At 72.2% G+C, this 25,809-nt stretch carries 24 protein-coding genes; 12 read left to right on the top strand and 12 right to left on the bottom strand.

The genetic code is table 11. The features are described from left to right. Positions 1-21: 21 nt before the first annotated feature. Together ACH4NX_RS24940 and ACH4NX_RS24935 are read left to right on the top strand one after the other, a co-directional pair. Positions 22-1,026, top strand: coding sequence for a helix-turn-helix domain-containing protein (locus tag ACH4NX_RS24940; RefSeq protein ID WP_398128746.1), 1,005 nt, complete (start codon positions 22-24; stop codon positions 1,024-1,026). Then, entirely contained in the window at positions 1,023-1,541 is a 519-nt protein-coding gene (locus tag ACH4NX_RS24935) for an LURP-one-related family protein (RefSeq protein ID WP_351387405.1), read from the top strand. The genes ACH4NX_RS24940 and ACH4NX_RS24935 overlap by 4 nt, the downstream gene beginning before the upstream one ends. Positions 1,542-1,570: 29 nt before the next feature. Here ACH4NX_RS24935 and ACH4NX_RS24930 read toward each other — a convergent pair whose 3' ends face one another. Next, positions 1,571-2,368 carry a carbon-nitrogen family hydrolase gene (locus ACH4NX_RS24930; protein ID WP_351387407.1) on the bottom strand — a complete coding sequence of 266 codons (798 nt, stop codon included), beginning with the start codon at positions 2,366-2,368 and terminating at the stop codon, positions 1,571-1,573. Between the two features lie 196 nt (positions 2,369-2,564). On the opposite strand from ACH4NX_RS24930, the gene ACH4NX_RS24925 reads away from it, so the two are divergent. After that, the gene (locus ACH4NX_RS24925) at positions 2,565-3,389 is read left to right on the top strand and encodes a maleylpyruvate isomerase family mycothiol-dependent enzyme (RefSeq protein WP_351387410.1); all 825 of its coding nucleotides are present in this window, start codon (positions 2,565-2,567) and stop codon (positions 3,387-3,389) included. Between the two features lie 111 nt (positions 3,390-3,500). Here the strand turns inward: ACH4NX_RS24925 and ACH4NX_RS24920 are convergent, their stop codons facing one another. Continuing rightward, entirely contained in the window at positions 3,501-4,811 is a 1,311-nt protein-coding gene (locus ACH4NX_RS24920; protein WP_398128747.1) for a nitrate/nitrite transporter, read from the bottom strand. Beyond that, complete coding sequence (locus ACH4NX_RS24915) at positions 4,808-5,458, bottom strand: GntR family transcriptional regulator (RefSeq protein ID WP_279564365.1); 651 nt, start codon at positions 5,456-5,458, stop codon at positions 4,808-4,810. The genes ACH4NX_RS24920 and ACH4NX_RS24915 overlap by 4 nt, the downstream gene beginning before the upstream one ends. A gap of 207 nt (positions 5,459-5,665) precedes the next feature. On the opposite strand from ACH4NX_RS24915, the gene ACH4NX_RS24910 reads away from it, so the two are divergent. The 3 genes from ACH4NX_RS24910 to ACH4NX_RS24900 all read left to right on the top strand — a co-directional run bounded on the left by ACH4NX_RS24910 (position 5,666) and on the right by ACH4NX_RS24900 (position 8,056). After that, entirely contained in the window at positions 5,666-6,616 is a 951-nt protein-coding gene (locus ACH4NX_RS24910) for a D-alanyl-D-alanine carboxypeptidase family protein (protein WP_398128748.1), read from the top strand. Between the two features lie 109 nt (positions 6,617-6,725). Beyond that, a complete protein-coding gene (locus tag ACH4NX_RS24905) occupies positions 6,726-7,073 on the top strand; it encodes a GntR family transcriptional regulator (RefSeq protein WP_279564367.1) in 348 nt (115 codons plus the stop codon). Beyond that, positions 7,070-8,056, top strand: a complete 987-nt coding sequence (locus tag ACH4NX_RS24900) for a DUF1648 domain-containing protein (RefSeq protein WP_398128749.1) — start codon at positions 7,070-7,072, stop codon at positions 8,054-8,056. The genes ACH4NX_RS24905 and ACH4NX_RS24900 overlap by 4 nt, the downstream gene beginning before the upstream one ends. A 129-nt stretch (positions 8,057-8,185) precedes the next feature. On the opposite strand, the gene ACH4NX_RS24895 is transcribed toward ACH4NX_RS24900, so the two are convergent. Genes ACH4NX_RS24895 through pdhA form a run of 3 tightly spaced genes read right to left on the bottom strand, consistent with a single transcriptional unit; the run spans position 8,186 to position 11,952 of the window. After that, the gene (locus tag ACH4NX_RS24895; protein WP_398128750.1) at positions 8,186-9,643 is read right to left on the bottom strand and encodes a dihydrolipoamide acetyltransferase family protein; all 1,458 of its coding nucleotides are present in this window, start codon (positions 9,641-9,643) and stop codon (positions 8,186-8,188) included. Between the two features lie 10 nt (positions 9,644-9,653). After that, complete coding sequence (locus ACH4NX_RS24890) at positions 9,654-10,634, bottom strand: alpha-ketoacid dehydrogenase subunit beta (protein WP_351387427.1); 981 nt, start codon at positions 10,632-10,634, stop codon at positions 9,654-9,656. A 1-nt stretch (position 10,635) separates the two neighbouring features. Further along, on the bottom strand, positions 10,636-11,952 hold the full coding sequence (gene pdhA / locus ACH4NX_RS24885; RefSeq protein ID WP_398128751.1) for a pyruvate dehydrogenase (acetyl-transferring) E1 component subunit alpha: 1,317 nt from the start codon (positions 11,950-11,952) through the stop codon (positions 10,636-10,638). A 323-nt stretch (positions 11,953-12,275) separates the two neighbouring features. Between pdhA and ACH4NX_RS24880 the strand changes: the two genes are divergently transcribed. Together ACH4NX_RS24880 and ACH4NX_RS24875 are read left to right on the top strand one after the other, a co-directional pair. Then, entirely contained in the window at positions 12,276-12,932 is a 657-nt protein-coding gene (locus ACH4NX_RS24880) for a response regulator transcription factor (protein ID WP_351387433.1), read from the top strand. 122 nt (positions 12,933-13,054) lie between these two features. Next, complete coding sequence (locus ACH4NX_RS24875; protein ID WP_351387435.1) at positions 13,055-13,462, top strand: pyridoxamine 5'-phosphate oxidase family protein; 408 nt, start codon at positions 13,055-13,057, stop codon at positions 13,460-13,462. A gap of 99 nt (positions 13,463-13,561) precedes the next feature. Here the strand turns inward: ACH4NX_RS24875 and ACH4NX_RS24870 are convergent, their stop codons facing one another. Next, positions 13,562-15,190, bottom strand: coding sequence for a protein kinase (locus ACH4NX_RS24870; protein WP_351387438.1), 1,629 nt, complete (start codon positions 15,188-15,190; stop codon positions 13,562-13,564). A gap of 359 nt (positions 15,191-15,549) precedes the next feature. Here ACH4NX_RS24870 and ACH4NX_RS24865 point away from each other — a divergent pair, with 359 nt between their 5' ends. After that, positions 15,550-17,214 carry a protein kinase gene (locus tag ACH4NX_RS24865; RefSeq protein ID WP_351387440.1) on the top strand — a complete coding sequence of 555 codons (1,665 nt, stop codon included), beginning with the start codon at positions 15,550-15,552 and terminating at the stop codon, positions 17,212-17,214. Positions 17,215-17,361: 147 nt separating this feature from the next. Here the strand turns inward: ACH4NX_RS24865 and ACH4NX_RS24860 are convergent, their stop codons facing one another. Beyond that, complete coding sequence (locus ACH4NX_RS24860) at positions 17,362-17,901, bottom strand: bacterial proteasome activator family protein (RefSeq protein WP_351387443.1); 540 nt, start codon at positions 17,899-17,901, stop codon at positions 17,362-17,364. Between the two features lie 347 nt (positions 17,902-18,248). Here ACH4NX_RS24860 and ACH4NX_RS24855 point away from each other — a divergent pair, with 347 nt between their 5' ends. Further along, positions 18,249-18,848, top strand: coding sequence for a hypothetical protein (locus ACH4NX_RS24855; protein WP_398128752.1), 600 nt, complete (start codon positions 18,249-18,251; stop codon positions 18,846-18,848). A 10-nt stretch (positions 18,849-18,858) separates the two neighbouring features. Here the strand turns inward: ACH4NX_RS24855 and ACH4NX_RS24850 are convergent, their stop codons facing one another. Next, on the bottom strand, positions 18,859-19,839 hold the full coding sequence (locus ACH4NX_RS24850; RefSeq protein ID WP_398128753.1) for an NAD(P)H-quinone oxidoreductase: 981 nt from the start codon (positions 19,837-19,839) through the stop codon (positions 18,859-18,861). Positions 19,840-20,126: 287 nt separating this feature from the next. Between ACH4NX_RS24850 and ACH4NX_RS24845 the strand changes: the two genes are divergently transcribed. Together ACH4NX_RS24845 and ACH4NX_RS24840 are read left to right on the top strand one after the other, a co-directional pair. After that, a complete protein-coding gene (locus ACH4NX_RS24845) occupies positions 20,127-21,161 on the top strand; it encodes an ATP-binding cassette domain-containing protein (RefSeq protein WP_398128754.1) in 1,035 nt (344 codons plus the stop codon). Beyond that, the gene (locus ACH4NX_RS24840; protein WP_351387451.1) at positions 21,158-22,006 is read left to right on the top strand and encodes an ABC transporter permease; all 849 of its coding nucleotides are present in this window, start codon (positions 21,158-21,160) and stop codon (positions 22,004-22,006) included. The genes ACH4NX_RS24845 and ACH4NX_RS24840 overlap by 4 nt, the downstream gene beginning before the upstream one ends. A gap of 72 nt (positions 22,007-22,078) precedes the next feature. Here the strand turns inward: ACH4NX_RS24840 and ACH4NX_RS24835 are convergent, their stop codons facing one another. The 3 genes from ACH4NX_RS24835 to ACH4NX_RS24825 are packed head-to-tail and all read right to left on the bottom strand — an operon-like array spanning position 22,079 to position 25,574. Beyond that, positions 22,079-23,176, bottom strand: coding sequence for a potassium channel family protein (locus ACH4NX_RS24835; RefSeq protein WP_351387454.1), 1,098 nt, complete (start codon positions 23,174-23,176; stop codon positions 22,079-22,081). Further along, positions 23,173-24,672, bottom strand: a complete 1,500-nt coding sequence (locus ACH4NX_RS24830; RefSeq protein WP_398128755.1) for a molybdopterin molybdotransferase MoeA — start codon at positions 24,670-24,672, stop codon at positions 23,173-23,175. Before ACH4NX_RS24830 ends, ACH4NX_RS24835 begins: the two co-directional genes overlap by 4 nt. Next, positions 24,672-25,574 carry an NTP transferase domain-containing protein gene (locus ACH4NX_RS24825; RefSeq protein ID WP_398128788.1) on the bottom strand — a complete coding sequence of 301 codons (903 nt, stop codon included), beginning with the start codon at positions 25,572-25,574 and terminating at the stop codon, positions 24,672-24,674. The genes ACH4NX_RS24830 and ACH4NX_RS24825 overlap by 1 nt, the downstream gene beginning before the upstream one ends. Positions 25,575-25,809: the final 235 nt, after the last annotated feature.

Below are 25,809 nucleotides of genomic sequence, written 5' to 3'. Positions count from 1 at the left end.
GACGAGTGCTAGAAATCGCACATGCCGCAAGGATCCTCTCAGCCACCGCGCCCGCACCGGGTCTCCGTGATCGTCGACGAGGGCACCAATCCGTTCGAGGTCGGCTGTGCCACCGAGCTGTTCGGGCTGCCGCGTCCCGAGCTGGGGCCGACGAGGCCGCTGTACGAGGTGTCGCTGTGCGGGCCGACGCCCGCGATCCGGATGAACCACGGGTTCCTCACGCTCGTCGACGTGCCCGGGCTGGACACCGCCGACGACGCGGACACGCTCGTCGTCCCCGGCCGGCCGGACAACGTCGTACCGCGCGGCCCGGCCGTCCTGGACACCATCCGGCGCGCGCACGCACGGGGCGCCCGCGTCGTCAGCCTCTGCACCGGCAGCTTCGCGCTCGCCGAGGCCGGGCTGCTGGACGGACGGCGGGCCGCCACCCACTGGCTGTGGACGGACTCCTTCCGCCGGCTGCACCCGAGGGTGCTGCTGGAGCAGGACGTGCTGTTCGTGGACGAGGGCGACATCCTCACCGCCGCGGGCAGCGCGGCGGCGCTCGACCTCGGGCTGCACATCTGGCGCCAGGACCACGGCGCCGAGATCGCGGGCGCCGTCTCCCGGCGGCTGGTGTTCGCCGCGCACCGGGACGGCGGACAGCGGCAGTTCGTGGAGCGGCCGGTGCCGCACGTGCCCGACGAGTCGCTCGCGCCCCTGCTGGAGTGGGCGCAGGAGCGGCTGGACGAGCCGCTGACCGTGACGGACCTCGCGGAGCGCGCGGCGGTGTCACCGGCGACCCTGCACCGGCGTTTCCGGGCCCAGCTGGGGACGACGCCCCTCGCCTGGCTGACGGCCGAACGCGTGACCCTCGCCCGGCGGCTGATGGAGCGCGGGGAGGAGCGGCTGGACGTGGTGGCGGCACGGAGCGGGCTGGGCACCGCCGCGAACCTGCGGGCACGGCTGCGGCGGGAGACCGGGCTCAGCCCGTCGGCCTACCGGCGGCGTTTCGGTCCGGGCGTGGGGGAAGCGATCACGTCATGAGATTCCTCGTGTACGACCGGCTCCTCGGCTTCGGCGACGACTACTGGATCGAGGACGACAACGGCGACAAGGCCTTCCTCGTCGACGGCAAGGCGATGCGGCTGCGGGACACCTGGGAGCTGAAGGACGCCCGGGGGAACGTCGTCATCGGCATCCACCAGAAGATGCTCGCCCTGCGGGACACGATGGTGATCGAGCGGGGCGGTGAACCGCTGGCCCGGATCAGGCGCAAGCGGCTGTCGCTGCTGCGCAACCACTACCGGGTCTCCCTGGCCGACGGCACCGAACTGGACGTCAGCGGCAAGGTGTTCGACCGGGAGTTCGCCATCGAGTACGACGGTGAGCTGCTGGCCGTCGTATCCCGGCGGTGGCTGACCCTCCGGGACACCTACGGCGTCGACGTCGTCCGGGACGACGCGGACCCGGCGCTGCTGATCGCGCTGACGGTGTGCGTGATCCACCTGGCGGAGAAGGAGCGGGAGAAGGCGGGAGGGGACGAGGGGGAGGGGGACTGAAGCGGGGCCCTCCCCTGCTCCGGATCCGGCTACCGCCGCGGCGTCTCCAGTCCCAGCACCCGGTCCTTCAGGGCCGGGAACTGCTCGCGGGTCCGCGCCACCTTCGCCGGGTCGAACTCCACCGTGAGGACCTCCTCACCCGCGCCGGCCTCCGCCAGCACCTCCCCCCACGGACCGACCACGATCGAGTGACCGGCCTGCGGAACTCCGGCGTGCGTCCCGGCCGTTCCACACGCGAGGACGAACGCCTGGTTCTCCACCGCCCGTGCCTGTGCCAGGAGCGTCCAGTGGGACCGGCGGCGCTCCGGCCAGCCCGCCGGGACGACGAGCGTCTCGGCACCGGCGTCGACGAGACCGCGGAAGAGTTCGGGGAAACGGAGGTCGTAGCAGGTCGCCACACCAAGGGTCGTCCCGGGCAGGCGGACCGTCACCAGCTCGCTCCCCGCGCCCATCAGCACGGCCTCGCCCTTGTCGAAGCCGAACCGGTGGATCTTGCGGTAGGCGGCGGCCAGGTCACCGGAGGGGGAGAAGACGAGAGAGGTGTTGTAGAGCCGGCCGTCCGGGGAGCGCTCGGGGACGGATCCCGCGTGCAGCCACACGCCCGCGTCGCTCGCCGCCTTCGCCATCGCCTCGTACGTCGGGCCCTCGACCGGCTCGGCCGCCGCGCCGAACTCCTCGAAGGCGAACGCGCCCGTGGTCCACAGCTCCGGCAGCACGACGAGATCGGCGACGCCCGCCTGCTCCCGTACCGACGACGCCGCCCGCCGACGGCGCGCTTCCACGGATTCATCCGCATTCACGGCGATTTGGATCAAAGAGGCGCGCACGCTACCACCGTCCTGCCATTCGGGCCGTCCCCAAGGGTGTCCACACGGCCTACGATCGTCACACGAAAGCACTGCCGGGGTACCGCACAGCAGCGTAACTTAGCGTCTCAACACGCCCACTGACCGCCGCCACCTCCCACAGGCACCGCCGCCGAAACAACCGCCCGTGTACCGACCGCCCGAGGGGTCCCGTTCCGTGAGTCTGCATCCCACCCTCCAGCCCTACGCCGACGCCTGGACTCACTCCATCGAGGCGATAACCGAGCTGGTCCAGCCGCTTGTGGAGGCAGAGTGGAACCGCCGCACCCCCTGCCCGGGCTGGTCGGTGCGCGACGTCGTCTCCCACGTGATGGGACTGGACTCCGAGATGCTCGGCGACCCGCGCCCCATCCACACGCTCCCGCGCGACCTCTTCCACGTCACCAACGACCACCAGCGCTACATGGAGATGCAGGTCGACGTCCGCCGCCACCACACGGCGCCGGAGATGACGTCCGAGCTGGAGTACATGATCATCCGGCGCAACCGCCAGCTGCGGAACGAGTCGCGCGACCCCGGCACGAAGGTGCGCGGACCGCTCGGCACCGAGCTGACCCTGGAGGAGGCGATGCGCCGGCACGCCTTCGACGTGTGGGCGCACGAGCAGGACCTGCGCGCGACCCTCGGCCGTCCCGGCAACCTCGACTCCCCCGGCGCGCACGTCGCCCGTGACGTGCTGCTCGCCGAACTGCCGGGTGTCGTCGCCGAGCGCGCCCAGGCGCCACGCAGCTCCGCCGTCGTCTTCGACGTCCACGGCCCGGTCGAGTTCCTGCGCACGATCCGCGTCGACATCCAGGGCCGCGGCACCCTGGAGACGGCTCCCGCCCTCGGCCCCGCCGCCACCCTCACCCTCGACTGGGAGACCTACGTCCGCCTGGCCTGCGGCCGCGTGACCCCGGCCGCGGCGGCGGACCGCGTCAAGACGGAGGGCGACCAGGACCTGACGACGGCGATCCTGCGCAACTTCACGGTCACTCAGTGACGCCGGTGAGTATCCTCAGCCCGTCCGGCGTTTGAGGACGAGGCCGTCCAGGCCGAAGCGGGGGTCTGGGGGCGGCAGGCCCCCAGCCCGGCCGGCACCCACGCCGGGTGCCTACACAGGCACGTGCACCGTCTCCACCCGGCTCGCCACCAGCCGCTCCCGCTCCCGGCGGACCGCCCGCTTGCGCAGCCGCAGGATCTGCGACACCCCGACCGCCTGGAGCACGAACACCGACGAGAAGGCCACCGAGTAGTCGTCCCCGGTCGCGTCCAGCAGCACCCCGACCGCGAACAGCGTGGTCATCGACGCCACGAAGCCCCCCATGTTCGTGATCCCGGACGCCGTCCCCTGCCGCTCCGGCGGATTCGCCGGCCGCGCGAAGTCGAAGCCGATCATCGACGCCGGACCGCACGCGCCCAGCACCGCGCACAACACGACGAGCAGCCACATCGGCGCGTGGTCGGCCGGGTAGGCGAGCGTCGCCGCCCACAGGAGCGCCGTCGCGCCCACCGTGCCCAGCGCCAGCGGCAGGCGGGCCGCGTGGTGCCGGGCGATGATCTGGCCGTAGACCAGGCCGACCGTCATGTTGGACAGCACGACGAGGGTGAGCAGCCCGCCGGCCGTGGCCCGGGACAGGCCCTGCGCCTCGACCAGGAACGGCATCCCCCACAGCAGCAGGAACACCATCGCCGGGAACTGGGTGGTGAAGTGCACCCACAGCCCGAGCCGCGTCCCCGGCTCCCGCCACGACATGGCGATCTGCCGCCGTACGTACGCGGCTCCCTGGTGCCCCAGCGGCTCCGGCTCGTGCCCCTCGGGGTGGTCCTTCAGGAAGAGCAGCAGCAGGACGAGGACGACCACGCCCGCCAGCGCGCTGCCCGCGAACGCCGCCGTCCACCCGATGCCGTGCAGCAACCGGGCCAGGACGAGGGTGGAGACCAGGTTGCCCGCCATGCCGACCAGCCCGGCGAGCTGGGCGACCATCGGCCCGCGCCGGGCCGGGAACCAGCGGGTGCCCAGCCGCAGCACGCTGATGAACGTCATCGCGTCCCCGCAGCCGAGCAGCGCCCGCGAGGCGAGCGCCATGCCGTACGACGGGGAGAAGGCGAAGCCCAGCTGCCCCACCGTGAACAGCACGACGCCGATGCCCAGCACCTTCTTCGTGCCGAGCCGGTCGACCAGCAGGCCGACGGGTATCTGCATACCGGCGTAGACCAGCAGCTGGAGGATGGAGAAGGTGGACAGGGCGGAGGCGTTGACGTGGAAGCGGTCGGCGGCGTCGAGGCCGGCCACACCCAGGGACGTACGGAAGATGACGGCGACGAAGTAGACGGAGACGCCGACGCTCCAGACGGCGATCGCGCGCCGGCCGCCCGGTGGATCTCCGGGCAGCGTCTTCCCGGCCGACGTGACCGAACTCATCGGACCTCCCCCCGGGCCAGGTGCGAGAACCAGCCCACGTGCCGGTGGACCACACCGACGGCCGCCTCCGCGTCCCCGGCACGCAGCGCTTCGAGGATCTCCTCGTGCTCGGCGAGGGTCTTGGCGATCCGGTCGGGGTGGGAGTGCATGACGGCGACGCCCATGCGCAGCTGGCGGTCGCGGAGCTGGTCGTAGAGGCGGGAGAGGATCTCGTTGCCGCCGCTGCGGACGATCTCGGCGTGGAAGCAGCGGTCGGTGACGGAGGCGGCGGCGAAGTCGCCGGCGGCGGCCTGCTCCTTCTGCCGGTCCAGCAACTCCGCCAGCCGCTCCACGAGGGCGGGCGGGGCGGGTACGGCCTTGCGCGCCGCGTGCTCCTCGACCAGCAGCCGGGTCTCCACCACGTCCGCGATCTCCTGCGCGGAGACGGGCAGGACCAGCGCGCCCTTCTTCGGGTAGAGCCGGATCAGCCCCTCGGCCTCCAGCCGGAGCAGCGCCTCGCGCACCGGCGTGCGGGAGACGCCCACGGCCTCGGCGAGCTCGCCCTCGGTGAGCAGGGTCCCGCCCTCGTAGTGGCGCTCGAGGACGCCCTGCTTGACGTGGGTGTAGACGCGGTCCGCCGCTGGGGGTTGCCTCACTGCCGTGGTCATGGCGACAGGATAGATACAACAGGGACGCAAGAAGATCCCGGTCCAGCATGCGGACGTGCGGCCACTCATCAGGGGGACGCGGTGATCCGCCCCCGGCCACCGCCCCGCCGCCCGTGCTATTCACAAGTCGCACGGGCGCGGCCGGCACCGCATCGACCGCAACTCGGCCGCGCCGCAGGGCAATTCACCGAAACCGGGGTACTCGACGTGATAGACGCCATTCAGGGCACCCGCCTCCGCAGAGCCGCCGTCGCCGCGCTGACCGGCGGCGCCGTACTCGCGACCGGAGCCCTCACCACCACACCCGCGCACGCCGCCGCACCCGCACTCGCACCCGCCATCGCACCCGCGCCCGCGCGGGCCGCCGCGGCGCCCTCGGTCGTCGCCAAGGGCGGCTTCCTGATGGACAACGCGAACGGCAGGTCGCTCTACACCAAGGCCGCGGACACCAAGCGCGCCACCGGCTCCACCACCAAGATCATGACCGCCAAGGTCGTGCTCTCCCAGCCCAAGCTGAACCTGGACGCCAAGGTCACGATCCAGATGGCGTACAGCGACTACATCGTGTCGAAGAACGCCTCCTCCGCACGCCTGATCGTCGGCGACGAGGTGACGGTCCGCCAGCTGCTGTACGGGCTGATGCTGCCGTCGGGCTGCGACGCCGCGTACGCGCTGGCCGACAGGTTCGGCACGGGCAGGACGCGGGCGGCCCGGGTGAAGTCGTTCATCGGCAGGATGAACTCCACCGCCAAGAGCCTCGGCATGAAGAACACGCGCTTCGACTCGTTCGACGGCATCGGCAACGGAAAGAACCACTCCACACCGCGCGATCTGACGAAGCTCGCGAGCAGCGCGATGAAGAGCTCCACCTTCCGCACGATCGTGAAGACGAGGAAGTACACGGCGAGGACGGTCACCAAGAAGGGCGGCACCCGCACCATGGCGCCCTGGACCAACACCAACACGCTGCTCGGCAGTTACAGCGGCGCGATCGGCGTGAAGACCGGGTCGGGCCCGGAGGCCAAGTACTGCCTGGTCTTCGCCGCGACCCGCAAGGGCAGGACCGTCATCGGCACGGTACTGACCTCCTCGTCCTCGGCCCAGCGCGCCAAGGACGCGACGAAGCTCATGAACCACGGCTTCGCCGGGCCGAGCTGATCCCCGCCCCTCCCGCCTCGCCACGGGCCCGTCGCCGCCGCGACGGGCCCGTTCTCCCTGCCCGGCCCTTTGGACCGATGGAACACATGGTGATAGCTTCATTAGCACCATGCTGCTGAGTCTGGACAAGAACGACACCCGCCCCCTGCACGAGCAGGTCGCCGGCGCCATCCGACGTGCCATCGCCGAGGGGGAGTGCGCCCCCGGGGACCGTCTCCCCTCGGCGCGCGACCTCTCCGAGGCCCTGGACGTCAACGTCAACACCGTGCTGCGCGGCCTTCGCGGCCTGCGGGACGAGGGCCTGCTGGAGTTCCGCCGGGGCCGGGGAGTGACCGTGGCCGAGGGCGCCCGACCGCACTCCGGACTGCAGATCCGCGTACGGGAGCTGGTCGCCGAGGCCGCACGGCTGGGCTACAGCAGGACCGATGTCATCGACATGATCAGGGGGATGCCGTGAGAGACAGGACTGTGGCGGTTCGGACGACGGTCGCGGTGTGGACGGTCGGTGTCACGGCCGTACTCGCCGGGCTGCCGTTCGTGGCGCGGGAGCGGCTGCCGGACCGGCTGGCGACCCACTGGAACCTGGACGGAAGCACCCCGGACGGCTCGATGCCCCTGTGGGCGGCCTCGGTCGTTCCGGCACTGATCTGGCTGGTGACGGCGGCGGTGGTCACCGTCCCGATAATGCGGGCCGGTCCGGCGGCACGTCCCTGGGTCACCGCGACCCTGCTCCCCACCGGCATCGTCCTGGCCGGCGCGCAGGCCGCCGTCGTCCGGTCCAACCTGGACCGCGCCGACTGGCACCAGGCCAGTCAGCCGACCGCGTGGGTCGTCGCGACCCTCGTACTGGCCCCGATCGCGGGAGTGGCGGCGTGGCTGGTCGTCACCCGGCGGACGAGCGCCTCGGCCGACAGCACGACACCCGGCGGCGACACCCCCGCGCTCAGCCTCCCGAAGGGCCGGCGACTGGCGTGGTTCTCCCGGACCGCCAACCCCTGGCTCCAGCTGCTGGCGGCCGTGGCCGGCCTGGTGGCCGCGGCCGCGCTGATCGCCCTGATCGTCGGCCTGGCCTCCCCCGGCACGCTGTGGGCGCTGTTCGCCGGCTGCGCCGCCGTGTCCCTCGCCTGCGCCCTGTGCTCCTCGGTGCAGGCGCGCGTCTCGGAGCGTGGCCTGGAGGTTTCCTTCGGCCCCTTCGGCTGGCCCGCCCGGCGCTGGGCGCCCGACGACATCGACACGGCACGCTCCGAGATCCGCGAGCCCGCCCAGGTCGGCGGCTGGGGCTACCGCGTCAGCGGCCTGGGCACGACGGTGATGCTGCGCGCCGGGGAGTGCCTGGTCATACGCCGACGGGGCAGCCGTACGGACTTCGCGGTGAGCGTCGACGACGCGGAACGCGGTGCGGCCCTGCTCAACGCGCTGCGCACGGGGCGGGCTTCCTGAGACCGGCCGGTCAGCGGCCCCTGCGGGAGCCGTCCTCGAAGAAACCGTGCGCCCCGCACCGGCACGGGAACGACGGAGCCGCGCGTCCCGATGCGGGACGCGCGGCTCCGTCTCTCGTGACCCGGGGCGTTACGCCCAGGTGAGCAGTCGCTTGGGCTGCTCCAGGACCGCCGCCACGTCGGCGAGGACCTTGGAGCCCAGCTCGCCGTCGACCAGGCGGTGGTCGAAGCTCAGGGCGAGGGTGGTCACCTGACGCGGCTTCACCTTGCCCTTGTGCACCCACGGCTGGAGCTTGATCGCGCCGACCGCGAGGATCGCGGACTCGCCGGGGTTGAGGATCGGCGTGCCCGTGTCGACGCCGAAGACTCCGACGTTGGTGATGGTCACCGTGCCCGCCTGCATCGCGGCCGGGGAGGTCTTGCCCTCCCGGGCCGTCGACACCAGCTCACCCAGGGACCCCGCCAGCTGCGGCAGCGTCTTGGCGTGGGCGTCCTTGATGTTCGGGACGATCAGGCCTCGCGGTGTCGCCGCGGCGATGCCCAGGTTGACGTAGTGCTTGACCACGATCTCCTGCGCCGCCTCGTCCCAGGAGGCGTTGACGTCCGGGTTGCGCTTGATCGCGACCAGCAGGGCCTTGGCGATCAGCAGGAGCGGGTTCACCCGCAGGCCCGTGAACTCCTTGTCCTGCTTCAGCTCCTCGACCAGCTTCATCGTGCGGGTCACGTCGACCGTGACGAACTCGGTGACGTGCGGCGCCGTGAACGCCGAGCCGACCATCGCCGCAGCCGTCGCCTTGCGGACACCCTTGACCGGGATACGGGTCTCACGCGCCGCGTCGTACGACACCGGGGCGGGGGACGGGGCCGCGGGGGCCACGGCGGCGGGTGCCGACCCGGGCTCCGGGGCCTGCCGCGCCGGGGCCACCGCCGCGTGCACGTCCTCGCGTGTGATGACGCCGTCCGGGCCGGTCGGGGTGACCGTGGCCAGGTCGACGCCGAGGTCCTTGGCCAGCTTGCGCACCGGGGGCTTGGCCAGCGGGCGCGCCCCCGCCGCCGGGGCCGGCCCATGACCGTTCATCTCGGACTGGATCGCGGCCGAGGCCGCCGACGCCTCCGGGGCCGGAACCTGGGCATCCACGCCCTTGCGCGGGCGGCGGCGGGTCGCGGAGGTGGACACCCCGTACCCGACCAGGACCGGCTGGCGGCCCTCCGGCTTCTTCTCCTCCGGCGCCTTCTCCGACGCCTTCTCCGACGCCTCGGTCACGGCCCGTGCGCCCGCCGTGTCCTCCTCGACGGGTGCCTGCGCCGGTTCCGCGGCGGCGGCTCCGTCGCCGACGGCCACCGCGATGATCGACGTACCCACGTCGACCGTGGCGCCCTCGGGAAAGCGCAGCTCGCGGACCACGCCGTCGTAGGGGATGGGCAGTTCGACGGCGGCCTTCGCCGTCTCGACCTCGCACACCACCTGGCCGTCGGTGACCGTGTCACCGGGCTGAACGTACCACTTGAGGATCTCGGCCTCGGTGAGTCCCTCGCCCACGTCGGGCATCTTGAACTCGCGTACGGACCCTTCGGTCATCGTCGTCACGGCCCTCTCCTCAGTACGCCAGCGAGCGGTCGACGGCATCCAGCACCCGGTCCAGGTCGGGCAGGTACTCCTCCTCCAGACGCGCCGGCGGGTACGGCGCGTGGTAGCCGCCTACCCTCAGCACCGGGGCCTCCAAGTGGTAGAAGCAGCGCTCCGTGATCCGGGCCGCGATCTCCGCGCCCGAGCCCAGGAACACCGGTGCCTCGTGGACCACGACCAGGCGGCGGGTCTTCTCCACCGACGCCTGGATCGTGTCGAAGTCGACCGGGGAGATGGACCGCAGGTCCACCACCTCCAGCGAGCGGCCCTCCTCGGCCGCCGCGTCGGCGACCTCCTGGCAGAGCTTCACCATCGGGCCGTACGCGGCCAGCGTGAGGTCGGTGCCCTCACGCACCACGCGCGCGGTGTGCAGCGGGCCGGGGATCGCCTCCGTGTTCACCTCGCCCTTGTCCCAGTAACGCCGCTTGGGCTCGAAGTAGATCACCGGGTCGTCGCTCTGGATGGCCTGCTGCATCATCCAGTACGCGTCCGCCGAATTCGACGGGGAGACCACCTTCAGGCCCGCCACGTGCGCGAAGAGCGCCTCGGGGGACTCGGAGTGGTGCTCGACCGCGCCGATGCCGCCGCCGTAGGGGATACGGATGACGACCGGCATCTTGACCTTGCCCAGCGAGCGGGCGTGCATCTTCGCCAGCTGGGTGACGATCTGGTCGTAGGCCGGGAAGACGAAGCCGTCGAACTGGATCTCCACCACCGGCCGGTAGCCGCGCAGGGCGAGACCGATGGCGGTGCCGACGATGCCGGACTCGGCGAGCGGGGTGTCGATGACCCGGTCCTCGCCGAAGTCCTTGTGCAGACCGTCGGTGACCCGGAAGACGCCGCCGAGCTTGCCGACGTCCTCACCCATGATCAGGACCTTCGGGTCCGACTCCAGCGCGCGGCGCAGCGACTCGTTGATCGCCTTGGCCAGCGCCATCTTTTCCGCAGCCATGTCAGACCCCCTCTGCCTCTGCGAACGACGCCTGATAGGCGGCGAACTGGGCTCGCTCCTCGTCGACGAGCGCGTGCCCGTCCGCGTACACGTTCTCGAAGATGGCGAAACGGTCCGGGTCCGGCATGGCACGGACCACTTCGCGTACTCGCTTGCCCAACGCCTCGCTCTCCGCCTCCAGTTCCCCGAAGAATCCCTCGTCCGCGTGGTTTGCGGACTCCAGGAAGCGGCGAAGGCGCAGGATCGGGTCCTTCGCCTCCCAGGAGGCGCGCTCGTCGTCGTGCCGGTACCGGGAGGGGTCGTCCGAGGTGGTGTGGGCGCCCATGCGGTACGTGTACGCCTCGATCAGCGCCGGGCCCTCACCGCGCCGCGCCCGCTCCAGCGCCCACCGGGTGACCGCGAGGCAGGCCAGCGCGTCGTTGCCGTCGACGCGGACGCCGGGGAAGCCGAAGCCCTGGGCGCGCTGGTAGAGCGGCACCCGGGTCTGCTTCTCGTTGGACTCGGAGATCGCCCACTGGTTGTTCTGGCAGAAGAACACCACGGGGGCGTTGTAGACGGCGGCGAAGTTGAACGCCTCGCTGACGTCGCCCTGGCTGGAGGCGCCGTCGCCGAAGTAGGCGATCACGGCGGAGTCCGCGCCGTCCTTGGTGATGCCCATCGCGTAGCCCGTGGCGTGCAGCGCCTGCGAGCCGATGACGATCGTGTACAGGTGGAAGTTGTTGCTGTTGGGGTCCCAGCCGCCGTTGTTCACGCCGCGGAACATGCCCAGGAGGTTGGTCGGGTCCACCCCGCGGCACCAGGCGACGCCGTGCTCGCGGTAGGTCGGGAAGACGTAGTCGTCCTCACGGGTGGCCCGGCCGGAGCCGATCTGGGCGGCCTCCTGCCCCAGCAGCGAGGCCCACAGGCCCAGCTCGCCCTGGCGCTGCAGGGCGGTGGCCTCGGCGTCGAAGCGCCGGGTGAGCACCATGTCGCGGTACAGGCCGCGCAGCTCGTCGGGGGTGATGTCGGCGACGTACCCGGCGTACTCGGCGTAGGCCGAGTTCCTGGCGGTCCCGACGCGTTCGCCCTCGGGCGTCAGCAGCTGCACGAGCTCCGTCTCGGAGCCCTTCCCGGCAGCGGCGGCGCGGGTGGTGCGGGTGGTGCGCTTGGCGCCGGGGGTGCCGGTGGTACCGGACTTGGCCGCGGTCTTGGCGGCGGACTTGGCGGCGGTCTTGGCGCCGGCCTTGGCGGCTGTGGTGCCGGTCTTGGTGCCGGTGGTACCGGTCGCCTTGCTTCCGGCGCTGCGTCGCGGCTGGCGCGCGGCAGTGCTCTCGGTCACGTGTGCTCCTCCGTCGGTCCGGCCCCCGGGTTCGCCGGAAGCCAGTGCGGCTCACCTGCGGCCCGGCGGTCGCACAAGGGTGGGTGCGGCCCGGTCGGGAACAGGCGTGACAGGTGCCCCGGCGAGCGCCCTGCGAACAGCACGTTACCCAGTGCTCCACATTTCTGTGAAACCCCTCCTGACCTGCGTTTTTACTCGGATATCCAAGTAAATCGGCGAAGACTGGAAGTTTTACTGGTCACAGCCTCGCAGGGGGCCGGAACAACGGCACGTTATCCCGGCCACCCCGGGCACGGGAAGAGTCGGTGTGTGACACTGAGCGCGTGCGCGAAGACGGAAAAATCCGGGTATTCCTCCTCGACGACCACGAGGTCGTCCGCCGGGGGGTGCACGATCTGCTCGCGGGCGAGGCCGACATCGAGGTGGTGGGCGAGGCCGGCACGGCGGCCGACGCGCTGGCCCGCGTCCCGGCCACCCGTCCGGACGTGGCGGTGCTCGACGTCCGGCTGCCGGACGGCAGCGGCGTCGAGGTGTGCCGCGAGATCCGCTCCCGGGACGAGTCCGTCCGCTGCCTCATGCTGACCTCCTTCGCCGACGACGAGGCCCTCTTCGACGCGATCATGGCGGGCGCCTCGGGCTACGTCCTCAAGGACATCCGGGGCGCCGAGCTGCTGAGCGCCGTACGGGAGGTGGCCGAGGGGAAGTCCCTGCTGGACCCGGCGGCCACCACGCGCGTGCTGGAGCGGCTGCGGGACGGCGGCACGCGGTCCGACGACCGGCTCGCCCGGCTGACCGAGCAGGAGCGGCGCATCCTCGATCTGATCGGCGAGGGACTGACCAACCGCGCGATCGGCGAGCGGCTGCACCTGGCCGAGAAAACGATCAAGAACTACGTGTCGAGTCTGCTGGCCAAACTCGGTATGCAGCGACGCTCGCAGGCCGCCGCCTTCGTGGCACGGCTACAGGCCGAGAACCGCTGAGGAAGGGGGAACGGGCCGGGGAGCGGGCCACCGAGCGGGCTCGCTTATCCGGGACTTACGTCCCCTCATGCCGGGGCGGGCGACTCTGTCTCCGTCGCCCTGCGCTCCCGCACAGTAAGGCCATGCCCTCCGACGAACAGCTCGCCGTCGGCCTGCTCGGCCGCACCGCCTACGGCCGGGCGGCCACCAGCATGCGCGCCCTGCCCTTCCTCGCCTTCGCGCGGCACATCGTGGCCGACGGCCGGGTCCTGCTGCGCATGCCCAGGAGCTGCGGTTACCACCAGGCGTGCGCCGGGAGCGTCCTCGCGTACGGCGCGGACAACCTGGGCTCCGCCCGGCCCGGGGAGCGCCTGTGGACCGTGCAGGTCGTCGGCCGGTGCGAGACCCACGAACCGAGCGCCGGCGAGATCGAGCGGTTCGGCCCCGTGCCGCGCCAGGTGGACGGCGAGCCGTTCGAGCCGGTCTACCTGCGGATCGAGCCGCGCTTCGGAACGGTGCACTTCACGGACGGCCCCACCGGCACGCTGTGACGTCCGGAAACGGCGTCCGGGAACGGCATCCGGAACGCGACGCGCGCGTGGACCCGTTTCCGGGTCGCACGCGCGCGTGATGACTTGCTCGGTCCGGGGTCAGCCCCCCACGCCGCCCGGCAGGCCCGGATCGCCGGTCGCGCCACCGTCGGTGCCACCCGTCGGATCGCCGGTCGCGCCGCCGTCGCTGCCGCCCGTCGGGTCCGTGGTCGGATCCGTGGTCGGATCCGTGGTCGGATCACCCGTCGGGTCCGTGGTCGGGTCGCCCGTCGGGTCGCCCGTCGGATCGTCCGTCGCGGTCTCCGACGGCGTGTACGACGGCGTGTAGGGCTGTTCCCAGTCCCCGCCGCCCGTGCCTCCGCCGCCGTTGCCCTGCTCCGTGCCCGGGTCGGTGGTCTCCTGCGTCGTCTCGTCGCTGGGCGACGAACTGGGCGACGCGTCGTCGGTGCTCTGCGAGGTGGTCGGCGACGGGCTGGTCGTCGGACCGCCACCGCCCTTCTCACCGTCTCCGCCGTTCATCGCCAGTGCGACGCCCGCGGCGATGGCGATCACCGCGAGAACGGCCAGGATCCACAGCTTGCCGCGCCCGCCGCCCTTGTTGCCGTTGCCCTCGAAACCGCCGTCGTCGCCGTAGCCCCCGCCGTACCCGTTCGGCAGGATCGGCTGGGGGATCTGCGCGGTGCCCGGGCCGTGCTCCTGGTGCGGCAGCACCGAGGTGCCCGCGAGGCCGGCCGCGGGAGTGTGCCGGCCGTCGTGCGCGGCGACCGGGCCGGTGTTCCAGGTGCCGGTGTGGCCGCCCTGCTCGTACAGCATCTGCAGCCCGTACTGGACCAGCCCGCGCATCTCCTCGGCGGTCTGGAAACGGTCGTCGGGCTCCTTGGCCAGCGAGCGCATCACCAGGCCGTCGAGCTCCGGCGGGGTGGCGTCGGAGACCTCGGACGGCGGCGTCGGGATGTCCTGGACGTGCTGGTAGACCACCGACAGCGGGGTCTCGCCGGTGAACGGCGGGCGCAGCGCGAGGAGTTCGTAGAGCAGGCAGCCCGTCGCGTACAGGTCGGAACGGTGGTCGACGGCCTTGCCGAGGGCCTGCTCCGGGGAGAGGTACTGCGGGGTGCCCATGACCATGCCGGTCTGCGTCATCGTCGACTGGGCGCCGTGCAGGGCGCGGGCGATGCCGAAGTCCATCACCTTCACCGCGCCGTTGTCCGTGATGATGACGTTGGCGGGCTTGATGTCGCGGTGCACGATGCCGTGCTGGTGGGAGTAGGCGAGGGCCTCCAGGACACCGGAGACGATGATCAGCGCCTGCTCCGGGCCGGGGGCCTCGGCGTTGAGGAGGAGGTCGCGGATGGTGCGGCCCTCGACGATCTCCATCACGATGTACGGCACCGACTGGCCGCCGACGAAGTCCTCGCCGGAGTCGTACACGGCCACGATGGCGTGGTGGTTGAGGCCGGCCACCGACTGTGCCTCACGCGTGAAGCGCGCCTTGGAGACCGGGTCCTCGGCGAGGTCGGCGCGCAGCAGCTTGACCGCCACGGTGCGTCCCAGGCGGACGTCCTCGGCGGCGAACACCTCGGCCATGCCGCCCCGCCCGAGCCTGCGGGTCAGCCGGTACCGGCCGTCGCCGACCAGGCCGCCGTTGCCCCAGGCCTCCGGCGCGTCAGACATACCGCCGCCAGTCGCCTCGGGTTCGGACGGGCCCTGGGCGCGCTGCTGCTGTGCCATCAGTCCTCGCCGTCGTTTCTGCCCGCGGTGCGCGCGGTGTTGTCACGGTCTCCGTCGGCCACGCTACAGCCTCCGCGCCGGCCTCCGGTCCGAGATGAGCGCCGGGAACGGCTTCGAGACGGACCGGTCATGAAACCCTGGTTCCGTACTGTCGTGCAAATTCCGTGAACCGGCGGTACGCCCGCTGTAACGCTTCCGCGACGCTTCCTTCGCGTACGGTCACGGAACGGGCACCACGCTTGACGTGTCAGTGCCCTGGGGCAGACTTGGCCGGGAATAGCACTTTCGATCACGATCGCAGACGCGAGCGAGCGCGCCGCCGCCACCGGCGTCGCGGCGCCTACGGGGGACAAAGAGACATGAGCCAGGACGCCGGACAGGGCCGGTACGCGGGGCGGGCGCTCGCCGGCGGCCGCTACCAGCTGCGCGACTTGCTCGGCGAGGGCGGCATGGCCTCCGTGCACCTGGCGTACGACTCGGTGCTGGACCGCCAGGTCGCGGTCAAGACTTTGCACACCGAGCTGGGCCGGGAACAGGCCTTCCGTGAGCGCTTCCGCCGTGAGGCCCAGGCAGTGGCCAAACTCACGCACACCAACATCGTCTCGGTCTTCGACACCGGCGAGGACGATCTGGGCGGCATGACGACGCCGTACATCGTCATGGAGTACGTCGAGGGCCGGCCGCTCGGCTCCGTGCTCGACGACGACGTCCGGCAGCAGGGCGCGATGCCCGCCGACAAGGCGCTGAAGATCACCGCGGACGTGCTGGCCGCCCTGGAGATCAGCCACGAGATGGGCCTGGTCCACCGGGACATCAAGCCGGGCAACGTGATGATGACCAAGCGCGGCGTGATCAAGGTGATGGACTTCGGCATCGCCCGCGCCATGCAGTCCGGCGTGACCTCGATGACGCAGACCGGCATGGTCGTCGGCACCCCGCAGTACCTCTCGCCGGAACAGGCCCTCGGCCGCGGTGTGGACGCCCGCTCCGACCTGTACTCGGTCGGCATCATGCTGTTCCAACTGGTCACCGGACGCCTGCCGTTCGAGGCGGACTCGCCGCTGGCCATCGCGTACGCGCACGTGCAGGAGGAGCCGGTGGCGCCCTCCTCCGTCAACCGCGCCCTGCCGCCGGCCGTGGACGCGCTCGTGGCCCGCGCGCTGAAGAAGAACCCCAACGAGCGTTTCCCCAGCTCCGAGGCCATGCGGGACGAGTGCCTGCGCGTGGCGGCCTCCTTCCGGGCGGCCCCGCCGAGCATCGTGCCCGGCACGCACACGTCGAGCGGCGCGGGCGTCGGCTCCGCGGTGTTCCCGCCGGTCGACCAGGGCACACCGGCGCCGACGGGCCCCGTCCAGACGCCGTACCAGCCGACGCCGAACCAGGGCCCGAATCCCTACGGCACCCCGGCGCCCGCCGCGCACTCGCCCGCGTACGGCTACCCGCAGCAGGGCGCCTACCAGGCTCCGGCCCCGTCGCCGTACGCGCAGCAGCCGCAGCCGCAGTACCAGGGCGCGTCCACGCCGCCGCCGTACAATCTCGCGCCCGCCACCGCGGGGTCCGGCTCACCGGGGGGCGGCAAGAGCAACAAGATGGTGATCATCGGCTCGATCGTGGTCTCCGTCCTGGCGGTCGGCGGTCTGATCGGTGCGCTGACGATGGACAGCGGCGACGACCCCAAGGGCGGGGAGAGCACCGCCAGTGCCTCGGCGTCGGAGAAGCCCGCGGGCTACCGCGGGCCGGACAAGACGAAGACGATCGAGAAGGACAAGTGCACGGAGCCGAAGGAGTCGGACAACGACCCCGACCAGATCCAGGTGCCTGACTTCACGTTCAAGTACATCGGCTCGGTCAAGGAGTGCTTCCAGGCCGCCGGCTGGCCGATGGAGGTCGTGGAGGTCGACGAGAACACGTACGGCGAGGGCTCGGTCCGGGACCAGTTCCCGACGGCCGGTACGGACGTCGACGAGGACGACATGCCGACGATCCAGCTCAAGGTCTCGACGGGCAATCCGCCGTCGGCCTGATCCGCCCCGGCGCATGACGCCTGCCGCGTGACGTCTCACGCACACGCGTGGCTCATCACGCGTCACGCATGACGAAGGGCCCGGCAGCGGGTGCTGCCGGGCCCTTCGTACTGTCGGTGGGTGGTCGCCCCTGGAATCAGGGGTCTCCTACAGGTAGGGACCGCCGGTGCGGCCGCCCAGGTGGGGCGGCTCCTCCTCGTCCGGCCCGGCGCCCGGCGGGAGAGCGCGGCGCATCTGCTCCAGCTGGGCCCGCGCGGCCATCTGCTGGGCGAACAGCGTGGTCTGGATGCCGTGGAACAGGCCCTCCAGCCAGCCGACCAGCTGGGCCTGCGCGATCCGCAGTTCGGCGTCGGTCGGGGTGACGTCGTCCGTGAAGGGCAGGGAGAGCCGCTCCAGCTCCTCGACCAGCTCCGGGGCCAGACCGTCCTCCAGCTCCTTCACCGAGCTGGAGTGGATCTCCTTGAGCCGGGCCCGGCTCGCCTCGTCCAGGGGCGCGACGCGCACCTCCTCCAGCAGCTGCTTGATCATGCTGCCGATCCGCATGACCTTGGCAGGCTGTTCCACCTGCTCCGTCACCGGAGTCTCGCGGGAGTCGTCGTCCCCGCCGCCGCCCAGCGCCATTCCGTCCTGGCCGACGACCAGGATCTGAGGGTTCTCCGGCGACCTGTCGTTCCTCGGCATCTCCATGCCGCCATTCTCTCGTACGCGTGCACCCCGACAGGGTGGTGCCCCCGGAGAAACGTGATCCATCCCGTTCGGCCGCGTCCGGAATGCCGGTATGGCGGGCAGGTGTGAGGCTTGTTCCGTCGATTTCCGCGACTGGTTATCACCGGGAGGGGGTCACGGCCGTGACTCCATGGCTGCGCACACTGCGAGCGACGGGACTGGCGGGGGTTCTGGGGGTGGGCGCGCTGATGTCACCGTGCGGGATGTCACCGTGCGGGACGGGGGTGGCGTACGGCGCCGGGTCCGCGACGGCGAGGGCCGCCACGGCCCCGTCTTCTTCCGCGCCGGCGCCCGCTCCGGTACGGAAGGTGGCCGCCGACCCGGACGTCTCCGGCGGTCACGACGGGCGGGGCGGTCACGAGCGCCCCCGCCACGAGGACGGTCACGACGGCCCCGACAGCCCGGATGCCGGGCCGGCCGCCCCGACGGCCACCAAGGAACCCGGCCCGGCGGGCAGCCCGCCGCGTGACTCCGCGACGCCCTCCGCTTCCTCCCCCTCCGCTTCCTCCTCTTCCGTCCCTTCCACTGCCTCGGCTTCGGCGTCCGGCGCCCCGGCAGCCGACCCGGAGCCCTCCCGGGCGGGGAGCCGGCCCGGCGAGGGGCGGCAGCGGCCCGGGCGGCCCGAGGGACGGGAGCGGGCGGAGGGCGGCGCGGACGAGAACGCCGGTCACAGGGCGGACGGCGACCGCGGTGACGGCATCCTCGGCAATCCGGACGCCGCCGTGTCTCCCGGGGAGGCCGCTCTGATGCCCTCCCCGTCCTTGTCCCGCACCCCGTCGGGGGCGAGCACGCGCGCCGAGGACGCCACCGAGCCCGTACTGCGGGTCCTGCCCCTGGGCAGCGGGCTGGTCCTGATCGGTCTCGGCCTGGGCCTGGCCTTCGTAGGTCTCCGCCTGCGAAGGGGCTGACACACCTCCGCTACGAGGTGAGCAGCAGCACCTTGCCGATGTGCCCGCTCTCCTCCACGACCCGGTGGGCGGCGCCGGCATCGCTCATCGGGAGTTCGCGGTCGACGACCGGACGGACGTGGCCCCCGGCGAGCAACGGCCAGACGTGTTCGCGCACCGCCGCCACGATCGCCGCCTTCTCCGTCGACGGGCGGGCGCGCAGCGATGTCGCGCTGACGGCCGCGCGCTTGGCCAGAAGCCTGCCGATGTCCAGCTCGCCCTTCCGGCCGCCCTGCATGCCGATGATCGCGAGCCGGCCGTTGACGGCGAGGGCCTGGACGTTGCGGTCCAGGTACTTGGCGCCCATGTTGTCGAGGATGACGTCGGCGCCCGTGCCGCCCGTCGCCTCCCTCACCTCGGCGACGAAGTCCTGCTCGCGGTAGTTGATCAGGATGTCGGCGCCCAGTTCGGCGCAGCGCTCCAGCTTCTCCTTGGTGCCCGCCGTCACGGCGACCTTCGCACCGACGGCCTTGGCGAGCTGGATCGCCATGGTGCCGATGCCGCTGGAACCGCCGTGCACGAGCAGCGTCTCGCCGGGGCGCAGGTGGGAGACCATGAAGACGTTCGACCAGACGGTGCAGACCACCTCGGGCAGTGCCGCCGCCCGCCGGACGTCGATGCCCTCCGGAACCGGCAGCAGCTGACCGGCCGGAACGGCGACCTTCTCGGCGTAACCGCCGCCTCCGAGCAGCGCGCACACCTCGTCGCCGACGGACCAGCCGGACACGCCCGGACCGAGGGCGGCGACGCGCCCCGAGCACTCCAGGCCGGGGTAGGGGGAGGCACCGGGCGGGGGATCGTAGAAGCCCTGGCGCTGCATGATGTCGGCGCGGTTGACGGCGCTGGCCGTCACCTCGACCAGGACCTCGCCCTCGCCGGGCACCGGGTCGGGGACCTCGGCCCAGACCAGCGCCTCGGGGCCTCCGGGTTCGGAAATCGTGATCGCATGCATGAAGTCGACGCTACTCCTCCACCCCTGGTCGGGCCCCTCCACCCGGGTCGCCGGCCGTAGCTCCCCCCGTCCGCCTCCCGATACGGGAAGTCCTCGGTCTCCGGAACCGGGCCACTCCGTCCCGGGAGGGGCCGTACTCCGTCCCCGGCCTGGGGGTACTCCCCCCCGGACCGGGGGGTACTCCGTCTTTTGGACCGTCCGACGGAAAAACCCTGTGCGCGACCGATGAGTTTGCGCGACGGTAAAGGTCTTCCCATGCGTAGCCCAAGAACGCGGAAGGACCACCAATGAGCACGCACACGTCCGGACTCGCGATCGAGACCGCGGGGCTGGTGAAGACGTTCGGCGAGACCCGGGCCGTGGACGGGGTGGACCTCGCGGTGCCCGCCGGCACGGTCTACGGCGTCCTCGGCCCGAACGGCGCCGGCAAGACCACCACGGTCAAGATGCTCGCCACCCTGCTGCGGCCGGACGGCGGCCATGCCCGCGTCTTCGGCCACGACGTCGTGCGCGAGGCGGACGAGGTGCGCAGCCGCGTGAGCCTCACCGGGCAGTACGCGTCCGTGGACGAGGACCTCACCGGCACCGAGAACCTGATACTGCTGGGCCGCCTCCTCGGGCACGGCAAGACGGCCGCGCGAGAGCGGGGCGACCAGCTGCTGGCGGCTTTCGGGCTGACGGACGCGGCGGCGAAGCAGGTCAAGCACTACTCCGGCGGTATGCGCCGACGCATCGACATCGCCGCCTCCATCCTCAACACCCCCGATCTGCTCTTCCTCGACGAGCCGACGACCGGCCTCGACCCGCGCAGCCGCAACCAGGTGTGGGACATCGTGCGCGCGGTCGTCGCCCAGGGCACGACCGTGCTGCTGACCACGCAGTACCTGGACGAGGCCGACCAGCTGGCGTCCCGGATCGCGGTGATCGACAAGGGCAGGGTGATCGCCGAGGGCACCAAGGGCGAGCTGAAGGCGTCCGTCGGCGCCGGCTCCGTCCATCTGCGGCTGCGCGACGCCGACCAGCGACCGGAGGCCGAACGCGTGCTGCGGGACCTGCTGGTCGCCGAGGTCCAGCTGGAGCACGACCCGGTGGCGCTGACCGCCCGCCTGGGGGCCGCGGCCGACGACACCGCGGCCGACCAGGCCGCCAAGGCGCTCGGCGAGCTGGCCCGGGCCGGCGTCGTCGTCGACAACTTCTCCCTGGGACAGCCCAGCCTCGACGAGGTCTTCCTGGCGCTGACCGGGCACGACACCGGCCGGAGCACCGGCAACGGCGACGACACCGGTACCGGCCCCGACGCGAAGGACGAGGTGGCGGCATGAGCACGGCCACGAGTACCGAGGGCAAGGAGCTCTCCCCGGTCAGCACCGAGTCGCTGGCGGCCCTGCTGGTCGCCAAGGAACGCCCGCCACGGCCCAGCGCCCTGTCCGCGTCCCTGACCTTCGGATGGCGCGCGATCCTCAAGATCAAGCACGTACCGGAACAGCTCTTCGACGTCACCGCCTTCCCGATCATGAACCTGCTGATGTTCACGTACCTCTTCGGCGGTGCGCTGGCGGGTTCACCGAGCGACTACATCCAGTTCGTGCTGCCCGGCATCCTCGTGATGTCGGTCGTGATGATCACGATGTACACCGGGGTGTCGGTGAACGTCGACATCGAGAAGGGCGTTTTCGACCGTTTCCGCACGCTGCCCATCTGGCGGCCCTCGGCGATGGTCGGCTATCTGCTCGGTGACGCTCTGCGGTACACCATCGCGTCCGTCGTGATGCTCGCCGTGGGCCTCCTGCTCGGCTACCGGCCGGACGGCGGCTTCGGCGGGGTGGTCGCCGGGATCGCGCTGCTGCTGGTGTTCTCGTTCGCCTTCTCGTGGATCTGGACGATGTTCGGGCTGATGCTGCGCACCGAGAAGTCGGTGATGAGCATCAGCATGATGGTGATCTTCCCGCTCACCTTCCTGTCCAACGTCTTCGTCGACCCGAAGACGATGCCGGGCTGGTTGCAGGTGTTCGTCAACAACAGCCCGATCACCCACCTGGCGTCCGCGGTGCGCGGGCTGATGGCGGGCGACTGGCCCGGCGCCGAGATCGGCTGGACGCTGGGCTGGGCGGGCCTGTTCCTCCTGGTCTTCGGCCCGGTCACGATGCGCCTCTACAACCGCAAGTAGCGGCGGCCGGGCAGGAAGCCCTCGCCGGTACGGCGCCCGCTGCCCCGCGACCGACAGGGGCAGCGGGCTCCGTCAGTCGCGGGGCAGCGGGCGGGCGTCGGGTGCCACGTGAGTGGCCGGCGTCGCCCGCACGATCGTGATCAGGCGGTCCGTCAGTTCCAGCTCGCCGACAGCCGGGTCGTCGTAGCCGAGCACCCGGTGCCCGCGCAGGACACTCACCACCAGGTCGTCCGTCTCGCGCGGGTTCTTGCCCACCTCGGCCTTTATGACCGGCCGCTCCACGAGGTCGAGCCCGCTGCCCTGGCTGATGAGGTCCTCCATGACCATGCCGGCGGCGGGGCTGAGCACGGAGAGCCCGAGGAGCCGGCCCGCGGCACTGGCGCTGGTGATGACGGCGTCGGCGCCGGACTGCTTCAGCAGCGGCGCGTTCTCCTCCTCGCGGACCGCGACCACGATCTTCGCGCCGCGGTTGAGCTGCCGGGCCGTCAACGTCACCAGTACGGCCGTGTCGTCGCGCTGGGTGGCGATGATGATCTGCCTCGCCCGGTACACCTCGGCACGGTTCAGCACATCGCTGCGCGTCGCGTCACCGATCACACCCGCGTAGCCGTGGGCCGTCGCGGCCTCGATGGCCTTCCCGCTGGGGTCGACCACGACGACCTGCTCCTTGCGCAGCCCGGTCGCGCAGACGGTCTGGATCGCCGACCGTCCCTTGGTACCGAAACCGACGACGACGGTGTGATCGCGCAAGGTGGACCTCCAGCGGTTCAGGCGCCACTCCTCCCGAGTGCGCTCGGTGAGGGCTTCCAGCGTGGTGCCGACCAGGATGATCAGGAACAGCACGCGCAGGGGCGTGATGACGAAGATGTTGGTCAGCCGGGCGGCGTCGCTGACGGGTGTGATGTCGCCGTACCCGGTGGTGGAAAGGGTGACGGTGGCGTAGTAGAAGGCGTCGAGGAGATCGACGGAGCCGTCGGAGTTGTCGTTGTAGCCGTCGTGGTCGGCATAGACGATGAAGGCGGTCACCAAGAGGACGAGCAGTGCCGTGGAGAGCCGTTTGCCGACCTGTCGGATCGGATGCTCCACCAGCTTCCTCGGGAGTTTCACCCGATGGGTCACGAGATGCTCGTCCGCCTGGCGGGCGATCAGGTCCTGGCCCGGAAGTTTCACGTGAAACACACTCCGATTCCGCCGGCGGCCCAGGGCAGGTCGAGCAGCTCGGCCTCCTGTCCCGACCGCGCACCGCCAGGGGGTACGACGGCCAGTGCGTCGGCGGCCGCGATGCCGCGCAGCATGGCGGGGCCCTGGTAGCGAAGCGGCACGGCACCGTGGCCGCGCAGGACGACGGGGACGAGCCGGGTGTCGTACGGGTGCCCGTGCACCGCGTCCCGCAGTGGCAGCGCGTACGGCTCGGGCGCCGGGCGGGCGGCGAGGGTGCGCAGCAGCGGCTCGGCGAGCGTGAGCAGTCCCGAGACGGCGGCGAGGGGGTTGCCGGGCAGGCCGACGAGGTGCCGGTCGTCCTTGAGGCGGGCCAGCAGCATGGGGTGTCCGGGGCGTACCTCGACGCCGTCCACGAGGAGTTCGGCGCCGATCCGGCGCAGGACCGGGTGGACGTGGTCGACGGGTCCCGCGGCGGTGCCACCGGTCGTGACGATCAGGTCGGCGGCCGAGGTGGTGATGGCGCGGTGCAGTGCCTTGGCGTCGTCGCCGATCCGGCGGACCGTGCGGACCTCGGCGCCCAGGGCGCGCAGCCAGGGCGGCAGCATCGGGCCGAGCGCGTCCCGGATGAGGCCGTCGTGCGGGAGGCCCTCGGTGAGCAGTTCGTCGCCGAGGACGAGCACGTCGACGCGGGGGCGGGGGACCACGGTGAGGGTTTCGTAGCCGGCGGCTGCCGCCAGGCCCAGAACGGCCGGTGTCGCCAGGGTGCCGGCGGGCAGCAACTGGTCCCCGCTGCGGCACTCCTGGCCGCGCGGGCGGATGTCCTGGCCGTGCACGACCCCACGGGTCGCCTGCAGCCGGTCCTTGCCGTCGGTGCGGCCGTGCTCCGTGCGCAGTACGACGGTGGCGCCCAGGGGGATGCGGGCGCCGGTCGCGATCCGGACGGCCTCGCCGTCGGTGAGGGGGGCGGGTTCCGCGTGTCCGGCCAGAACTCCCTTGTCGCGCACCGTCCAGGGGCCGGGCCCGGCGACGGCCCAGCCGTCCATCGCGGAGGCGTCGAAGGAGGGCAGGTCGGTGAGTGCGGTGAGGGGCACGGCGAGGGAGAGGCCGAGGGCCGCGTCGAGGGGCACGGAGACCGGGGCGCGGCGGGCGGCACGGGCGGCGGTGCGGGCGGCGCGCGCGGCGGTCTCCCGGGCTTCGGGCCAGGGGGTCGCCCGGTGGTGGGACTCGGACGCCCCGTGCGGCGCGTGCGGCGCGTCGCGCGGGCCGTGACGATCGTGTTGTCCGTGGGTGTCCTGGTACTCGTGGTTGCCCTGGTGCCCGTGGCGGTCGTGGCGCGCCTGGCTGTCGGGCCGGCCACTGCCGCGGGGGTGCTCGGCGTGCGTGGGTGGCGCCGCGTGGTCGTGGTCACCGTGGGGAGGGCCGGGTTTCTCGTTCACGAGGGCGAGCGCCTCCTCGACATCGAGGTCGTCCGCTTCCTCGTCGGCCCGTGTGCCGGGGGAGGTCATCACGCGTCCGGGCGGGTGTCGGGGGTGGCGTCGGGAGCCATGTCGGGCTTGCCCGACGCGGGGGCAGGCCCGGAGTCGGCGGCCTCCTGGGCCCAGCGCTGGGCGAGGGCCGTAGCCTTGCGGGCGGCCTCGGCGACGGCCTCGGGGTCTCCCCCGGCCCGTCCGGCCGCGTAGCCGACGAGGAAGGTGGTCAGCGGGGCCGCCGGCCTGGCCACCCCGTGGGCGGCGTCCCGGGCGAGGTCGAGCAGGACGCCGGTGTCGACGTCGAGGTCGATGCCCAACTCGTCCTTGGCTGCGGTAATCCATTCATCCAACACGTGACCATGCTCCCTGATGCGTGCCCTTGCGGTGGCGATGTCGTCCCAGGTGTCGCAGTCGAAGGATGCGACGGCGTCCGGGACGCGGACGAGGCGGAGGGCGCCGGTCAGGCGGCGCAGGGGCAGCCCGGTGAGGCCGGCCCGGGCGCCCGGCTCTCCCCCGTCCCTGGTGAGCGCGGCCAGTTCACGGCGCAGCGCGGGGGCGCGGTAGGCGGCGACGAGGGGCTGGTCGCGGCCGTCCGCGTCGGTGAGCAGCACGCCGTCGGCATCGCCCGCGGCCAGGACCGACACAAGTCGTCCGACGGTGGGCCCGGCGAGGAACGGCAGGTCGGCGGAGACCACCACGACGTGCTCCTCCGTGGTGTGCCCGAGGCCGGCGGCGAGGGCGGCGAGCGGTCCGCCGCCGGGCGGGTCCTCGCGGGCCCAGGTCACCGGGCGGGCGGTGGGCCGGTGGTCGGCGACGACGACGGTGGTCCGCGCTCCGGCGCAGGCGGCGAGCACCCGGTCCAGCAGCGCGCGCCCACCCACGCGGAGACCGGGTTTGTCCGCGCCGCCGAGCCGCCGGGCGCCGCCGCCCGCGAGCACGACGGCGTCGTACCCGGCAGGGCCCGGGCCCGGCGCGGGACCGGCGGCGGTTCTGGAGCCGGCGACGGGGCCGTCGGTCGGCCCGGTGCCAGGGCCGTCGGTCGGCCCGGTGCCAGGGCCGTCGGTCGGCCCGGTGCCAGGGCCGTCGGTCGGCCCGGTGCCGGGGTCACCAGGGGGCTCGTACGCGGTCACCCCCCGAGTATGCGTCCCGGCGCGATCACAGGGAACGCGGGGG

This window comes from Streptomyces sp. NPDC017225 (assembly GCF_044331465.1).
Taxonomy (GTDB): domain Bacteria; phylum Actinomycetota; class Actinomycetes; order Streptomycetales; family Streptomycetaceae; genus Streptomyces.
This window is presented reverse-complemented; position numbering and strand designations above follow the sequence as displayed.

Bases quoted from the DNA above. Each gene is read 5' to 3' on its own strand.
- ACH4NX_RS24935 (WP_351387405.1), top strand. From the start codon at position 1,023: ATGAGATTCCTCGTGTACGACCGGCTCCTCGGCTTCGGCGACGACTAC.
- ACH4NX_RS24850 (WP_398128753.1), bottom strand. From the start codon at position 19,839: ATGCATGCGATCACGATTTCCGAACCCGGAGGCCCCGAGGCGCTGGTC.
- ACH4NX_RS24940 (WP_398128746.1), top strand. From the start codon at position 22: ATGCCGCAAGGATCCTCTCAGCCACCGCGCCCGCACCGGGTCTCCGTG.
- ACH4NX_RS24865 (WP_351387440.1), top strand. From the start codon at position 15,550: ATGAGCCAGGACGCCGGACAGGGCCGGTACGCGGGGCGGGCGCTCGCC.
- ACH4NX_RS24875 (WP_351387435.1), top strand. From the start codon at position 13,055: ATGCCCTCCGACGAACAGCTCGCCGTCGGCCTGCTCGGCCGCACCGCC.
- ACH4NX_RS24830 (WP_398128755.1), bottom strand. From the start codon at position 24,672: ATGACCTCCCCCGGCACACGGGCCGACGAGGAAGCGGACGACCTCGAT.
- ACH4NX_RS24870 (WP_351387438.1), bottom strand. From the start codon at position 15,190: ATGGCACAGCAGCAGCGCGCCCAGGGCCCGTCCGAACCCGAGGCGACT.
- ACH4NX_RS24845 (WP_398128754.1), top strand. From the start codon at position 20,127: ATGAGCACGCACACGTCCGGACTCGCGATCGAGACCGCGGGGCTGGTG.
- ACH4NX_RS24860 (WP_351387443.1), bottom strand. From the start codon at position 17,901: ATGGAGATGCCGAGGAACGACAGGTCGCCGGAGAACCCTCAGATCCTG.
- ACH4NX_RS24915 (WP_279564365.1), bottom strand. From the start codon at position 5,458: ATGACCACGGCAGTGAGGCAACCCCCAGCGGCGGACCGCGTCTACACC.
- ACH4NX_RS24920 (WP_398128747.1), bottom strand. From the start codon at position 4,811: ATGAGTTCGGTCACGTCGGCCGGGAAGACGCTGCCCGGAGATCCACCG.
- ACH4NX_RS24840 (WP_351387451.1), top strand. From the start codon at position 21,158: ATGAGCACGGCCACGAGTACCGAGGGCAAGGAGCTCTCCCCGGTCAGC.
- ACH4NX_RS24890 (WP_351387427.1), bottom strand. From the start codon at position 10,634: ATGGCTGCGGAAAAGATGGCGCTGGCCAAGGCGATCAACGAGTCGCTG.
- ACH4NX_RS24905 (WP_279564367.1), top strand. From the start codon at position 6,726: ATGCTGCTGAGTCTGGACAAGAACGACACCCGCCCCCTGCACGAGCAG.